Origin of the sequence: Bacillus sp. 123MFChir2 (genome assembly GCF_000383235.1) — a bacterium.
Classification (GTDB): Bacteria; Bacillota; Bacilli; order Bacillales; family Bacillaceae_G; genus Bacillus_A.
The window spans coordinates 38987-53506 of record NZ_KB910953.1; the positions used below are offsets into that span (position 1 = coordinate 38987).

Consider the following 14520-nt stretch of genomic DNA (forward strand, 5'->3'; position numbering starts at 1 on the left):
TAAGGGAGAGATTACAATGGAAAACGTAAAACAAACAATTCGTGCGCCAAGAGGTACTGAATTACATGCGAAAGGTTGGGTACAAGAAGCAGCACTTCGTATGCTTATGAATAACCTTGATCCTGAAGTAGCAGAAAAACCAGAAGAGCTTGTTGTATACGGTGGTATTGGCCGTGCTGCTCGTAATTGGGATAGCTATCATGCAATTGTAGAGTCTCTTAAAAATTTAGAGAACGATGAAACGTTATTAGTTCAATCTGGGAAACCAGTAGCAATTTTCAAATCCCACGAGGATGCACCGCGCGTTCTTCTAGCAAACTCAAACTTAGTGCCAAAATGGGCAAATTGGGAGCATTTCCGTGAGCTTGAGAAAAAAGGTTTAATGATGTACGGACAAATGACAGCAGGTAGCTGGATTTATATTGGTACACAAGGGATTTTACAAGGAACTTACGAAACATTTGGCGAGGCAGCACGTCAGCATTTTGGTGGTTCATTAAAAGGGACGTTAACAATTACTGCTGGTCTTGGCGGAATGGGCGGAGCGCAGCCACTTGCTGTTACAATGAATGGTGGTGTTGTCATTGCAATTGATGTTGATAAGCGCAGCATCGATCGCCGCATTGAAAAAAGATACTGTGATATGTATACAGAATCTCTCGAAGAAGCATTAGTGGTTGCGAAGGAGTATAAAGAAAAGAAAGAGCCGATCTCGATTGGATTATTAGGGAATGCAGCTGAAATTTTACCGCATATTGTAAAGCGCGGCATTACACCAGACTTAGTAACAGACCAAACATCTGCACATGATCCGTTAAATGGTTATGTTCCAGTTGGTTATTCATTAGAAGAAGCAGCAACACTTCGCGGGGAAGATCCAGATCGTTATGTTCAATTATCAAAAGAAAGTATGAAAAAACATGTGGAAGCAATACTTGATATGCAAAAGAACGGTGCGATTGCATTTGATTATGGAAACAATATTCGTCAAGTTGCATACGATGAAGGCTTAAAAAATGCGTTCGATTTCCCGGGATTCGTTCCAGCATTTATTCGTCCACTATTCTGTGAAGGAAAAGGACCATTCCGCTGGGTAGCACTGTCTGGTGATCCAGAAGATATTTATAAAACAGATGAAGTGATTTTACGTGAATTTGCTGATAATGAGCATTTATGTAATTGGATTCGTATGGCACGTGACCAAGTTGAATTCCAAGGACTTCCATCTCGTATTTGTTGGTTAGGATACGGAGAGCGTGCGAAATTTGGCCGCATTATTAACGAAATGGTAGCAAAAAGGGAATTATCTGCACCAATCGTTATCGGTCGTGATCATTTAGACTGCGGATCTGTTGCTTCACCAAATCGTGAAACAGAAGCAATGAAAGATGGCAGTGATGCAGTAGCTGACTGGCCAATTTTAAATGCATTAATTAATAGTGTAAACGGCGCGAGCTGGGTGTCTGTTCACCACGGCGGCGGTGTTGGTATGGGATATTCTCTTCATGCGGGAATGGTTATTGTGGCAGATGGAACAGAAGCGGCAGCAAAACGAATTGAGCGCGTGTTAACTTCTGATCCTGGAATGGGTGTAGTTCGTCACGTTGATGCTGGATATGATCTTGCGGTGCAAACAGCAAAAGAAAAAGGCGTTAACATTCCAATGATGAAGTAAGGAGGGAAAACGATGCTAGACATTTTATTAACAAATATCGGTCAATTATTAACAATGGATCAAGAAGATGGATTATTAAGACGGGAAGCGATGAATGCGCTTCCTGTCATTGAAAACGGTGCGGTAGGTATTGCAAATGGTGTGATCACATTTGTAGGAACAATGGAAGAAGCGAAAGAATTACATGCAAAAGAAGTTGTGGATTGCAAAGGGAAAATGGTTTCACCAGGTCTCGTTGATCCGCATACCCATCTTGTGTTTGGCGGTTCTCGTGAAAATGAAATTGCTCTCAAATTACAAGGCGTTCCGTATTTAGAGATTTTAGAACAAGGCGGCGGCATTCTTTCCACTGTAAATGCCACAAAACAAGCGACGAAAGAAGAACTTGTTGAAAAAGCAAAATTCCATTTAGATCGCATGTTATCTTTTGGTGTAACAACAATGGAAGCGAAGAGCGGATATGGATTAGATAATGTAACAGAGTGGAAACAATTAGAGGCAGCAGCAGAGGTTCAGAAGCAGCATCCAATTGATGTTGTGTCAACATTTTTAGGGGCTCATGCAGTGCCTAAAGAGTATAAGGGGAAATCGAAAGAGTTTTTACAGTGGATGCTTGATTTATTACCAGAAATTAAGGAAAAACAATTGGCAGAGTTTGTTGATATTTTTTGTGAAACAGGCGTATTCTCTGTTGAAGAATCAAAAGAATTTTTACGTAAAGCGAAAGAACTTGGTTTTGATGTGAAAATTCATGCAGACGAAATTGATCCGCTTGGCGGTGCAGAAGCGGCTGCTGAAATTGGTGCAGCATCAGCTGATCATTTAGTCGGCGCATCTGATAAAGGGATTGAAATGTTAGCAAATTCGGATACAGTTGCTGTATTACTTCCAGGGACAACATTCTATTTAAATAAAGAAAGTTTTGCTAGAGGACGTAAAATGATTGATGATGGTGTAGCGGTAGCTTTAGCAACTGATTTTAATCCAGGTAGCTGCCCGACCGAAAATATTCAACTGATTATGAGCATTGCAATGCTAAAACTGAAAATGACACCCGAAGAAGTGTGGAACGCTGTAACAGTAAACTCAGCATATGCGATTAATCGCGGTGATGTTGCTGGGAAAATCCGTGTTGGGCGTAAGGCAGATATCGTATTATGGGATGCATACAATTATGCGTATGTACCGTACCATTACGGTGTTAGCCATGTAAATACAGTGTGGAAACAAGGGAATATTGCATATACACGAGGTGAAAAAGCGTGGAGCAAGACCACTATTTAAAGAAAAATGCAAAGTTTATTGATCGTGAAGTAACGAAATGGAGCGATATCATTAAGAACTGGGATGAGAGTGAAGAAATTTTCGGCGCGGCATTAATTGGTGCTCCGCTTTCAAAACCATCCATTAGTCATTCAGGTGCATGCTTTGCCCCAAAAACAATTCGAGCAATGTTAGATGCCTATAGTACGTATGCAATTACAGAAGAACATGATATGAAAGAAAGTGTCCTCTATGATTGCGGTGATATTACGATGCATGTTACGGATATAAAAGAAAGTCATGTTCGCATTGCGAAAACGCTAGAAAGTTTGACAAAATCGAATCCACAAATGGTACCGATTGTTCTTGGCGGAGATCACTCGATTAGTTTTCCGAGTATAAGTGGGTTTGCAAGTAGTAAAGGAAAAGTAGGGATTATCCAATTTGATGCTCATCATGATTTACGTAACTTAGAAGATGGAGGACCGTCAAACGGGACGCCATTTCGTAGTTTACTAGAGAGTGATGTCATTAGTGGAAAGCAATTAGTGCAAATAGGGATTCGAAACTTTTCTAATGCTCATACGTATCATGAATATGCAAAAGAGCATGGTGTAACGGTATATACGATGCAGCATGTTAGAGAACGTCATATAAAAGATATTATTACAGAAAGTATTGAATTATTGCGTTGCCAAGGGGTTACATCTATATATGTTTCTGTTGATATGGATGTATTAGATCAAGCATTTGCGCCAGGGTGTCCAGCAATCGGACCAGGTGGTATGGATAGTGCGACATTACTGGATGCAATGGCAGTGCTTGGGCAAGACCCACTTGTAGCAGGTATGGATATTGTGGAAATCGATCCAACTCTTGATTTTCGCGATATGACAAGCCGCGTTGCAGCGCAGGTCATTATGAGTTTTTTGCTGGCACGTGAAACAGTGCGTAAGCAAGTAAATATATGAGAAAAAGGAGCTAATTCAAAGTTTCGTTTTGACGGAATGGGGAATTAGCTCTTTTTCTTTCTGGCTATTTCATAGTTCTTTTTTATACGGAAATACTAAGGAGCATATTTGAAGTGAAGTTGAAGGAGATATTATTAGGGACTACAAAATATTTAGAGCGGGCAGCATTATCCATCTGATATTGTAGGAAGCACATTAATTGGAAGTTTAACTAGTATTACGGTGAACGCTATGTTCTGGTTATGGAATTTCTTGTCCTGAAAAACTGGACTTTATTCTTTCCTTGTATTAATGAGTGAAAGGAAATTAGTACTAAAATGTAGAATAATACATTACTATCTATGAATAAGGGGGATTATTTTGAGCAATCGAGTTTTAAACCTTACTAAAACAATTTATAACATAATAGATGAATAATTTTCTGGAGCTATTTACATCAAGGATAACAATAAAGTCTTATTTGAATCAGCATTTGGTTATGCGAACAGGGCGGATAAAAAATTGAATACTGTTCATACACGTTTTGGAATTGCATCTGGCTGTAAGTTGTTTACAGCTGTTGCTATTTGCCAACTTGTTGAAAAGGGTTTACTATCATTTGAAACACGTCTTGAAAATTGTTTGAACATAAAATTTCCGCATTTTAACAAAGGCGTAACAATTCATCACCTTTTGACCCACAGTTCTGGAATACCGGACTATTTTGATGAACAAGTAATGGATGACTTTGAAGACCTTTGGAAACAAATACCTATGTATCTCTTGAATGACGCAAAAGATTTTCTTCCTTTATTTCAAAATGGGGAGATGATGTTCCAACCTGGAGAAAAATCCCACTACAATAATGCTGGATTTATTGTTTTAGGTTTAATCGTGGAACAACAATCAGGACTTTCTTTTACCGACTATATTGATGCAAATCTCTTCCAACGATGTGGAATGAATGACTCAGGATATTTTTCTTTAGATCGACTCCCTAAAAATACTGCCTATGGGTACATAGATAATAAAGATGAAACATGGAGAACAAATACCTACTCGACTCCAATAAAAGGTGGAGCTGATGGTGGGGCTTTTATTACACCATCAGATATGATCAAATTTTGGGAAGTATTGTTAAATCATCAACTTTTAAGTAAAGAATACACAGAAATACTTTTAAATTCGCAAATCCATGTTAAAGATGGGGTAGATTATGGATATGGACTTTGGATCACTAAAAGGGAAAATTCTATAATTAAGTATCATGTAATGGGATATGACCCTGGCGTGAGCTTCCATTCTGCTTTTTATCCTAAATCAGGAATCAAGATAGCGATACCTTCAAATAAAAGTTCAGGATCCTTTGAAGTAATGAAAGGGATTGAAGAAATTTTTGAGATATGACCAAACTTTTTTATAAGGGTAGCACCACATTGCCATCAACTTAAGAATTTAACATATTTCCCGAAAAGAAGTCCCCTTCTTCAAGGAGCGTTAAGTGTTGGGTAGTTCACGGAAAAGGAAACCAAGAGCCAATTGTCCAAAGATGGATGCCCGCTGCAAGTGTATACTTTCTGGATTGTGATGGGAATAAATTGAATTTATTTCTATGTTAAATGAGAATCCAGATGAATTAGAATATGCACCCTATTTAAGTGAATGGGATACGGAACACCAAGAAAAATGAATGAAATTGTATCTATAAAACGAAAAAAACGCCATCCTTCCTGTATATTTTTACAAAAGGAATAACGTTTTTTTACAGCTTGGGATAGTTAATGCTCTTAAGTTTATGGGCATGTATAGTGAACCCTAATATGTCGAAATGAGTTTAATCTTTTAAAGAATGCTTGTAATTATATAAATTTCTCTTTATTTCCAAGTGTTATAAAAATTTCTTGTTCTTGTTGAAAAACAGCAATCGCAGGTAACGTTTTAAAAAGCGCAAATACATGCTAAAATGTAAATTCTGTTTGCTCTTCTTTTTTATTAAACTTTTGGGAATATAGGTAACCGAATATATACAGTTGTCCCTTTATTTAATTCACTTGTAATTTGTAACTTCCCATTATGCTCTTCAATGATTTTATAGCACATCATTAAGCCTAATCCAGTTCCTTTTTCCTTCAAACTATAGAAAGGTTCACCTAAACGTGAAATGCGATCTTGTGGAATTCCACACCCTTCATCGGTGATACTGATTACTATAGACTGATTTTCTATCTGCATTGTTCGAATGGAAATAGTCCCTCCGTGAGACATGGCTTCTATTGCGTTTTTTAATATGTTAATGAATACTTGTTTGAGCTGATTTCCATTACATTGAATTGCTGGTAAAGAGGATGTGTGATTCATGGTGATATGTGTATTATGCATCATGGCTGTTGGTGAAATGAATGTTACCACTTCCTCAATTAATGTTTGAATCTGATAGGATTTTATAGACATGGCTTGTGGTTTAGACATTGCCATAAATTGATTAGTAATCGATTCCATTTGAGCGATTTCGCTTAACATGATATCAATATACCGTTTGTTATTTTTATTCATATCAGGTTCTAGTAATTTTAAAAATCCTTTTAAAGAAGTTAAGGGGTTTCGTATTTCATGGGCAATACCAGCAGTTAGCTGTCCAACAACTGCGAGCTTTTCGGATTTTTTTAATAATTCTTCTGTTTTCTTTAAATTTGTAATATCTTGTCCCATAATGACAATCCCTTTTCGCGATCCATCAGGATGAAAAAGAGGAACTTTTATAATGTTAAGTATGATAGGTGTAGAGTCAGCGTGAATAATAATTTCCTCACGACACATGCTTTCTTTGGTTTGCCATGTATATTGATCGGATTTTTCACAGTATAAGAAGGAATTACGATAAGACTCATTATATTGGATGAGTTCACTATCTTTTTTACCGCGATACGGTACATTTTCAAAATTTAAACTAGAAATTGCATAATCGTTAACTTCAAGCCATCTTCCTTCTTCATCTTTCAAAAGAATAAACGCTGGCATTGCATTTATAAGAGTTCGTAAGCGTTTTTCACTTTCTTTTAATGCAAGTTCCATTTTTTTTCGTTCTGTAATATCTCTTAAACTACTTACAAACGCTACTACTTCTCCATGTGTGTTTACAATAGGGGAGATAAAATTAGTGACATGTATTAAACTTCTATTTTTTTGTTGTCTAATTGTTTCTTTCGATGTAAACAGTTTATTATGCGCAAGATCTTGATATAGCTTGTTGTATTTATCTTTTGAGAAATCTGGGATAGTAGGTATTATTTCTCCAAGTATTTCTTGTTCGGTCCAGCCGAAAAGAGTTTCAAAGGCCTTGTTTATTTTCATTACACGAAGCTCTAAATCAAGAACGACAATAGCGTCTACAGTGTCTTTAAGAAGCGACTCTAATTGTTGTTTTGTTAATGTGGAATTTTCATTGCAGTGTGTCGTGTTTACTGTCTTTTTTATTCTATTTTTTGTAAAAGCAGCGCGTCTTTTTAGATATATGCTTTTTTTTACAGACGTAATTCTTTTCCTTCGCATTCATAATTCCCCCGGGTATATATTCATATATGTATAAAGATTTTTAAATAGATTATATAGTATATACTTTATATTTTGGTTTAATTATATAACACTGCAAATGTTATGTCCTTTAAGAGTATAGACATGATAAGGATAAATAGTCAATTTCTCATTGGATATTTTTGAATTGTAAGTTTTATTCCTTAATTGAAAATACGAGAGATTCTTTCATTTTTCTTATATATCTTCATAATAATTATGGAAGTTATTGTTAAAATGATCTCTGATATAACAATGATACTAAAGAGAAGGAGATTGTTATGACGTTTAAAATTTACGTACAGTTAGCGGCACCAGAGGGATGTGAAGAAAAAACGCGTACGTTTTATGGGAATATACTCGGATTAGAAGAAATGCCAAAGCCTGCAGAACTAAGGAAGCGAGGCAGCTGTTGGTTTCTTTGTGGGAGTCAAGAGATTTACATTGAGTAGAGCAAAATTTTTCTCCTGTAAAAAAAGCTTATCCAGCATTTTATGTTCAATATATTGAATGTTTTCAAGAGGATTTAATATAAAAAGGAGTTTCTATTATAGTCGATACAGCACGTCCTGATGTTACAAGATTTTATGCGTTAGATCCATTTTGGAATCGAAATGAATTTATGGAACGGAAAAATGGGTAAAAAAATGAGGTGGATGCGATGCCACCTCGTTTTTTACCCTCTTCTAAATAATCCTAATACTTCCACTGTTTCTGTGATGTTTACAAACGCTTGTGGATCAACTTCAGAAATGATAGCTTTCATTCCAGCGAGCTCTTCTCGAGAAATTACGGTCATTAATACATGTTTTTTTTCATTTGAGTATGCACCTTCTCCGTCGAGTAAGGTAATTCCGCGCACAAGACTTGAAAGGAGCTTTTCTTTCATTTTTTCTGCTTGGTTTGTCACAATCATTAGAGTAATTTTTCGATGTTTTGTGTGAATCGCATCGATTACTTTTCCTGTAACGAAAATAGATAATAAGCTGTTTAAAGCAGTATCCCAATCGAAGAAAAATCCAGAAATAATGATTACAATAGTATTAAGTGCGATTAAGAGTCCACCGAGTTGAATATCTTTTTTACGTGAAAGTAACATTCCAATAACATCAAATCCACCTGTTGAACCATAGCAATTGAAAACAAGTCCAATACCTGCTCCGGCAATTACACCACCAAATAAAGAAGAAAGTAGTGCATCTGTTGCCACCGCATGTACAGGAATTGCATATAATGCTGCCGAAAGTGTAATAACAGATACGATTGTATAACTAATAAATCGCTTTCCAAGTCCAATATACCCTAAAATAAGAATAGGTAAGTTTAGTAAAAAGTTTATTAAGCCAGTATTTAAGGGAGTCAAGATTCCAATGATAATTGCGATTCCACTAATCCCACTACTTAAAATCTTGTGGGGGATAAGGAAAAGATTAAAAGAAAGTGCTACAACTAAAGACCCTAAAATCACTCCGAGTAATCGATACATATCTTTCCCGTCCTTCACTAAAGATGCTATATACAAATAATAATTCAAAATTATATATGAGATTGTAAGGTTTGCGGAAAAACAGTTTATTTTGGTAAATTAGATTAGTTTGAAAAATGAAAGCGGTTTTAAAAAGGGGAGAGGGATATGAAGATTCGAGTTTTTCAACAAAAAAGTCCAATTAAACATGAATGCGAAGATACATTGATTTGTAATGAAACTTTACAGCTATATGGTGTGTGTGATGGAGCGACGCCGCTAATTAATTTTCAAGATGAGAATGGGCATAACGGAGCATACTTGGCTTCTCACCTGTTTCAGCGACACTTTGAATCGATTTCCAGTGTGGATTCATTACAAACTGAAGTTGCTACAGCTAATCAGTTACTGCAAGAAAAAATGCAACTCTATCATATTGATACGACAAAAAAGGAGCAACTATGGTGTACGTGCATTGCTGCTATTCATATTACAGATAAAACAATAGAATATTCACAGCTTGGAGATTGTATGATTGTTGCTAAATTTGTTGACGAATCTGTAAAAGTACTTACAGAAGACACAGTGAGAGGCATTAGTAAACGGGCAAAACAACAACGGGAAGAAGACCGTAAAAAGGGACTTTCTGTTCCAGATGAAGTAATATTTAATGATAAAAAAGAACAACTACGCTACAATCGTTACATGGCAAATACTTTAAACGGATATTCTGTTGCAAACGGGATGAATGAAGCAATATCTTTTATTCAGCAAGGAAAACTGTTACGACAAGAAATTACCAATCTATTTATTTGTTCAGATGGCTTGTTTCAGCATAATTGGTCGTTAGAAACAAGTGCACAATTTGTGTGGGAACATGGTATTGAAGAATACATAAAAATAATAGAAGAATTAGAAGCAAAACAGCTTATTCATCCAGATGATAAAACCGCAATTACCATTCATTTGTAAAGGATGAGACTATGCACATTCAGAAAGCACATGTATCCTTTCGAGATCCGCTTTTGCCATTACAAGATGTTACAAAAATTATCATTCATCATACAGCCGAAGATGGCTGGGACGTATATAAGGCACATGAATTTCATCGAAATAGTCGAGGGTGGAGTGGAATAGGATATAATTACTTTATTGAAGAAAATAGCACCGTTTACGAAGGAAGAGGGCTTCATATAGGAGCTCATGCGAAAGGTTATAATACGAATAGTATTGGAATTTGTGTAGCTGGAAATTTTGACGTCTATGATCCAACGCCAGTACAAATGATTTCCTTACATTGGCTATGTAAACAGTTCATGCATCAATTTTCTTTAAATAGTGAGCATGTTCTCGGTCATCGCGAATTAAATGGCGTAACAAAAACGTGCCCTGGAACACGTTTTTCAATGGAAACACTACGCCATATTTTATCAAATAATGAAAAAGGAGCTTTGTAATATGATGTTTATGAAATTACCAAATGATAAAAAAGAAAAAATTGTAGAAAATATTCAACAATTTTTTGAAGAAGAAGATCTAGGAGAAATTGGCCGTTTTCAAGCGGAGCGCTTAATTGAAGAAATGATAAAAGAACTTGGGCCACATATATATAATCAAGCAATAGGTGACGCTACAAAACTTGTTGCAGATAAACTTACAAATTTAGAAGAAGACTTATATGTGCTGGAAAAGCCAATTAAATAGAAGAAACTGCTCCTCGTTCTAGTCAATTCACGAGGAGTAGTTTTTGTTTAGGGTTTGTTTATGACCAGGTTTCTTTGTGGGAACTTAATAAATGCTCAAATAAAAAGTATATCATTTGAACAATTTATAACATAGTCTTTTTTTGCTGACCAGCTCAATAAACCATTCCAAAAGTTTTCACAAACATGAATAATTTGTTTAGGATCAGAAAGATTTCCTGACATCGCCATTTCACAAAGTGCGTCAAATCCTTCTGGTTTATCTGTAAAAGCTATAGCCTCAGGCAATACTTGAGTTGATGTCGTAAAATATCGTTTGTTGTGTAATCCTAAAATCATCGCACCTGAAGTTGCTATTTTTATAGCCAAAGTAGGTAAAAATGTTTCAGGGCCTTGAATTTCTATATTTCTTAATTTCCCAATGTATTCGTACATTTCTTCAACTAATGTTTTACAAATCGTTTTTTCAAAAATAGTCTTGTCTATAGAACTGGCTTTTTGTCTTAACTCTTTGAAAAAATCTTCGGGATCATATATTGGTAGCATTGTGAAGAATTGTCCATGAGTAAGTGGCCAATTTTCTTCTACTGTAGTGGCTTCTTCTACAATATCTTCTTCGCTATCGAAGTTTACTTCTGCCTTCCAATTACCTGATGTCCATTCATAGCTATAGCTATCTTTTAAAGAATACAAAATACATTTCATTTCAATATCTGAAAATGGACCATCTGTTTTTCTAGCTAAAGAACCGTAGATACCGATTGCTTTAACCTTTGAACCATACTTTTCTAATATTTTATCTGCAATCGTATAAGCAATTTTCATTCTTTCTTCTCTCGTAACTTTTTCCGGACCAATCATATACAGTTCTCCTTTTTTTATAAAAATATTGAATGAGATCATATATAAATGGCCAAGGAGGACCACGGGTTTAACGAGGGATTTTATATGGTTTCATTTACATACACCACCTTTCTAAATAATAAAACAGGGATGTAATAAAATCCATTTTATAAATTTTATTATAAACAGAATGGGATATTTTGTGAAATGTAAGTATGGCGTTCTGTTGTTAAAGGCCCGACACGAAAAAAAGAAAATTGTACGTTAAAGAAATATTTCACATAAAAAAGCGATTCTCATATATCTAAAGAATCATTTTTTATTTGTATTCAGTTCTCTTAACTTTCGATAAAAAGCCGCTATTCCTTTATTAAAAGGTATACAAGAACGACTTTTTTCGTTGATCATTCAGTATGGCGTATTAGACGCAGGTTATGATTACGAAGCGATTTACACATAACTTCGCCGCATGAAAACGAAAGCAATCATTGCTTATAACAAACGAAATGAAGGAAAACTCCTTGGTTTTGATGAACATTTCGCTCCTACTTGTGCGCGTGAACATTCTTATCGCTACGACAGTTTTGATGAGAAATATCAAAAAAGGAAATCGAAATGATTTCCTTTTTCACTTTGTAAGCTGTAAAGCTTTCATATAATCACTCCTTTTCTCAAGGGCCTTTTCTGCTTCTTCAGCCGTTACTACATAATCTACTACAATATTTTGTAATAAACTCTTATTAGCATTTGGCAGCTGAATCGTTATGTCGTCCACACTAACCTTATTATTTTCAATTGTTTTATTAAATTCCTGAATACTTCTTGCAACTTCCGCTAATTTTTCCATATGTGCAGGATTATTTACATCTAAAAAGATATTACTTCTAAAAACTGCCGTAACATAATGCTTCAAATTTTTCTTTGCTATTTCTTTCTCGGTCTTCTTATCGAAAAAAGTACCCCCTGTCTGCATTTGATCGAACGTAAATATAGTGTCATTCCCTTTTTTTTTATAATATGTATTGAATTTTTCTTGTAAATCATACGCTTCTTTTATTATTTTATAGTTATCATTATCTACTTTTGGAGAGAATCGTTTATCGAAAAATAGTTGGAATTGCAAATGTGGTTCATCTACTTGCTGCACATAAGCTGTTCGCTCTTTTGGACCAGGTAAAGATAAAATTTTTCCGGTCTCATGTGTTTCAACTTGATTTAGTTTAACAGAAATACCATACTCCGATTTTGTATAGTTTTGTGCTTTTTGTTCAATTTCTTTGTTCGATATATCACATGATGTTAATAGTAATAAACTAAACAGTATGCTATATGTTATTTTTGTTCTTTTCATATTCATATTCATCTCCTTCTATTTCCACTTCATTTTCAACTTGAACCAATGTCTTTTTCGAAATTCCTGAAACAGTAGCTATTTTTTCTTGAGAATATCCTTTTTCAAGATGAATCAGACGAACATGTTTAGAAATGAAATGAATTACAGTTTCTTTATTCGAATAACATCACTTCTATAAATCAGTATTTAATTCAACTTATAGTGTAATATTACACTATAAGTTATCTTTATGTAAATAGGGAGCATATTGGAGGAAGATTTACAAACGGTAACTGAATGAAGGATTTTGATAGTAGTTTAACGAATATAAGTCTAGATATATAGGAAAGAAGGGGAAAATACATATGATACAATATCCATTTTTACGAAAAGGAGCAACGATTGGAGTAACGGCACCTTCTTCTGGTGTAGGTGCAGCACTACATAATATGTTTAAACAGTCTTGTGAAAGTATGGAAAGAAAAGGTTATACAGTCGTTTGCGGAGAAACAGTTTGGACACAAGAGAAAGTTAGGTCTGCTAGTGCGAAAAAGAGAGCAATTGAATTTATGGAAATGATGCAAGATAAAAACATTGATATCATCATTCCTCCTTGGGGTGGTCAGCTATTAATTGAAATACTAGAAGATATTGATTTTGGAAAGATAAATAAGAAATGGGTATTGGGATACTCGGATATGAGTGTTTTATTATTAGCGATTACGTTAAAAACAGGAATAGCGACTGCTCATGGAACGAATTTTGTAGATGTAAGAGGCGAATATTCTGATCAAACAACAGCAATGTGGCAAAGTGTGTTATCAACGCCAGCAGGAGATTCAATCACTCAGTATTCTTCAGAGAAATATCAAGAAAAATGGCAACATAATAATCCATCTCCTTGTGTGTTTCACTTAACAGAAGAAACGAATTGGAAAACACTTTCGAATGGTAGTGTGAACATAACCGGCCGATTGCTTGGCGGATGTATTGATGTGATTAGACACCTAATTGGCACACCATTTGGTAACCTACAAGATTTTCAGAAAAAATATTGTAATGACGATCCGTTCATTTGGTATTTTGAAAATTGTGAGTTGACCACTACTGATTTACGACGCACATTAGTTCAAATGAAATTGGCTGGTTGGTTTGATAATTGTTCCGGTATTTTATTCGGACGCAGTGCTGCCAATCATCCAGTGAATGAATATACTGCTGAAGATGTATATGCAGAACTTGCTGATGAGCTGCAAATTCCAATTATTTATGACGTAGACTGTGGTCATACGCCCCCGCAAATTACATTTATAAACGGGGCACTTGCAGAAGTTGAGGTGGAAGAGGGTAAAGGAGTCATTATACAGCATTTCAAGTAGAAATGTAGAAAGGAAATGACATGAATGGACTATAAAACTATCTCAAAAAAATATCCAACACTCATTACAGAGCGATTATATTTACAGCCCTTTCCGAACGGGAAAGCCCATCGCCTTTAGGCATGGGATGAAAGTGAGGTTGGATACGGAGTACCACTGAAAATTGCAAGGTTTGTGGTACTTTAAGTATCCAAAATGTTGGTATCTTTTATTTTTTATCTTTCGCGTTGTAGTTTAACAACCGAACTGATACAATGTGAATATGATAAATGATTATAGAAGAACCAAAACAACTGTGTCATTAATTAACTACCATTTTGTGTTTTGCCCGCGATACAG

The 14520-nt window shown here is 35.3% G+C and carries 12 protein-coding genes and 5 pseudogenes; 12 read left to right on the plus strand and 5 right to left on the minus strand.

Going from position 1 to position 14520, the window contains the following annotated elements; all coding sequences use genetic code 11:
• The first annotated feature begins 16 nt into the window (after nucleotides 1-16).
• The 5 genes and pseudogenes from hutU to H280_RS25175 all read left to right on the plus strand — a co-directional run.
• Nucleotides 17-1675 (plus strand): urocanate hydratase, encoded by a 1659-nt coding sequence (gene hutU / locus H280_RS0115265; protein ID WP_020062008.1) that lies wholly within the window; start codon nucleotides 17-19, stop codon nucleotides 1673-1675.
• A 12-nt stretch (nucleotides 1676-1687) separates the two neighbouring features.
• A complete protein-coding gene (gene hutI / locus H280_RS0115270; RefSeq protein WP_020062009.1) occupies nucleotides 1688-2959 on the plus strand; it encodes an imidazolonepropionase in 1272 nt (423 codons plus the stop codon).
• Complete coding sequence (gene hutG, locus H280_RS0115275) at nucleotides 2938-3909, plus strand: formimidoylglutamase (protein WP_020062010.1); 972 nt, start codon at nucleotides 2938-2940, stop codon at nucleotides 3907-3909. The genes hutI and hutG overlap by 22 nt, the downstream gene beginning before the upstream one ends.
• A 360-nt stretch (nucleotides 3910-4269) precedes the next feature.
• Nucleotides 4270-5295: pseudogene (locus H280_RS0115280) on the plus strand (serine hydrolase domain-containing protein).
• 110 nt (nucleotides 5296-5405) lie between these two features.
• Nucleotides 5406-5578: pseudogene (locus H280_RS25175) on the plus strand (VOC family protein); the annotation flags it as partial.
• Nucleotides 5579-5880: 302 nt separating this feature from the next.
• Here the strand turns inward: H280_RS25175 and H280_RS0115285 are convergent.
• Nucleotides 5881-7437 carry a PAS domain-containing sensor histidine kinase gene (locus H280_RS0115285; RefSeq protein WP_020062012.1) on the minus strand — a complete coding sequence of 519 codons (1557 nt, stop codon included), beginning with the start codon at nucleotides 7435-7437 and terminating at the stop codon, nucleotides 5881-5883.
• A gap of 302 nt (nucleotides 7438-7739) precedes the next feature.
• Between H280_RS0115285 and H280_RS27035 the strand changes: the two genes are divergently transcribed.
• Nucleotides 7740-7910 (plus strand): hypothetical protein, encoded by a 171-nt coding sequence (locus tag H280_RS27035; RefSeq protein WP_020062013.1) that lies wholly within the window; start codon nucleotides 7740-7742, stop codon nucleotides 7908-7910.
• Nucleotides 7911-8134: 224 nt separating this feature from the next.
• Here the strand turns inward: H280_RS27035 and H280_RS0115295 are convergent, their stop codons facing one another.
• Nucleotides 8135-8944, minus strand: a complete 810-nt coding sequence (locus H280_RS0115295) for a YitT family protein (RefSeq protein WP_020062014.1) — start codon at nucleotides 8942-8944, stop codon at nucleotides 8135-8137.
• Between the two features lie 147 nt (nucleotides 8945-9091).
• Here H280_RS0115295 and H280_RS0115300 point away from each other — a divergent pair, with 147 nt between their 5' ends.
• The 3 genes from H280_RS0115300 to H280_RS0115310 are packed head-to-tail and all read left to right on the plus strand — an operon-like array spanning nucleotide 9092 to nucleotide 10627.
• Nucleotides 9092-9895, plus strand: coding sequence for a protein phosphatase 2C domain-containing protein (locus H280_RS0115300; protein ID WP_020062015.1), 804 nt, complete (start codon nucleotides 9092-9094; stop codon nucleotides 9893-9895).
• Nucleotides 9896-9906: 11 nt separating this feature from the next.
• Nucleotides 9907-10380: a peptidoglycan recognition protein family protein gene (locus H280_RS0115305; RefSeq protein WP_020062016.1), complete on the plus strand. Its 474-nt coding sequence runs from the start codon at nucleotides 9907-9909 to the stop codon at nucleotides 10378-10380.
• Nucleotide 10381: 1 nt separating this feature from the next.
• Nucleotides 10382-10627 (plus strand): DUF2164 domain-containing protein, encoded by a 246-nt coding sequence (locus H280_RS0115310; RefSeq protein ID WP_020062017.1) that lies wholly within the window; start codon nucleotides 10382-10384, stop codon nucleotides 10625-10627.
• 95 nt (nucleotides 10628-10722) lie between these two features.
• On the opposite strand, the gene H280_RS0115315 is transcribed toward H280_RS0115310, so the two are convergent.
• Nucleotides 10723-11487, minus strand: a complete 765-nt coding sequence (locus H280_RS0115315; RefSeq protein WP_020062018.1) for an ANT(4')-I family aminoglycoside nucleotidyltransferase — start codon at nucleotides 11485-11487, stop codon at nucleotides 10723-10725.
• A gap of 334 nt (nucleotides 11488-11821) precedes the next feature.
• Here H280_RS0115315 and H280_RS26525 point away from each other — a divergent pair.
• Nucleotides 11822-12079, plus strand: a pseudogene (locus H280_RS26525) (IS5/IS1182 family transposase); the annotation flags it as partial.
• 18 nt (nucleotides 12080-12097) lie between these two features.
• Here the strand turns inward: H280_RS26525 and H280_RS0115320 are convergent.
• Entirely contained in the window at nucleotides 12098-12820 is a 723-nt protein-coding gene (locus tag H280_RS0115320) for a hypothetical protein (protein WP_028411256.1), read from the minus strand.
• Between the two features lie 34 nt (nucleotides 12821-12854).
• Nucleotides 12855-12965, minus strand: a pseudogene (locus tag H280_RS26530) (transcriptional regulator); the annotation flags it as partial.
• A gap of 202 nt (nucleotides 12966-13167) precedes the next feature.
• Between H280_RS26530 and H280_RS0115325 the strand changes: the two are divergent.
• Nucleotides 13168-14181: a S66 family peptidase gene (locus tag H280_RS0115325; protein ID WP_020062020.1), complete on the plus strand. Its 1014-nt coding sequence runs from the start codon at nucleotides 13168-13170 to the stop codon at nucleotides 14179-14181.
• Between the two features lie 262 nt (nucleotides 14182-14443).
• Nucleotides 14444-14520, plus strand: a pseudogene (locus H280_RS25185) (IS200/IS605 family transposase); the annotation flags it as partial.

Excerpts from the sequence above, each read along its gene's own strand:
- hutU (WP_020062008.1), top strand. The coding sequence starts at position 17 with ATGGAAAACGTAAAACAAACAATTCGTGCGCCAAGAGGTACTGAATTA.
- hutI (WP_020062009.1), top strand. The coding sequence starts at position 1,688 with ATGCTAGACATTTTATTAACAAATATCGGTCAATTATTAACAATGGAT.
- H280_RS0115285 (WP_020062012.1), bottom strand. The coding sequence starts at position 7,437 with ATGCGAAGGAAAAGAATTACGTCTGTAAAAAAAAGCATATATCTAAAA.
- H280_RS27035 (WP_020062013.1), top strand. The coding sequence starts at position 7,740 with ATGACGTTTAAAATTTACGTACAGTTAGCGGCACCAGAGGGATGTGAA.
- H280_RS0115295 (WP_020062014.1), bottom strand. The coding sequence starts at position 8,944 with ATGTATCGATTACTCGGAGTGATTTTAGGGTCTTTAGTTGTAGCACTT.
- H280_RS0115300 (WP_020062015.1), top strand. The coding sequence starts at position 9,092 with ATGAAGATTCGAGTTTTTCAACAAAAAAGTCCAATTAAACATGAATGC.
- H280_RS0115305 (WP_020062016.1), top strand. The coding sequence starts at position 9,907 with ATGCACATTCAGAAAGCACATGTATCCTTTCGAGATCCGCTTTTGCCA.
- H280_RS0115310 (WP_020062017.1), top strand. The coding sequence starts at position 10,382 with ATGATGTTTATGAAATTACCAAATGATAAAAAAGAAAAAATTGTAGAA.
- H280_RS0115315 (WP_020062018.1), bottom strand. The coding sequence starts at position 11,487 with ATGATTGGTCCGGAAAAAGTTACGAGAGAAGAAAGAATGAAAATTGCT.
- H280_RS0115320 (WP_028411256.1), bottom strand. The coding sequence starts at position 12,820 with ATGAAAAGAACAAAAATAACATATAGCATACTGTTTAGTTTATTACTA.
- H280_RS0115325 (WP_020062020.1), top strand. The coding sequence starts at position 13,168 with ATGATACAATATCCATTTTTACGAAAAGGAGCAACGATTGGAGTAACG.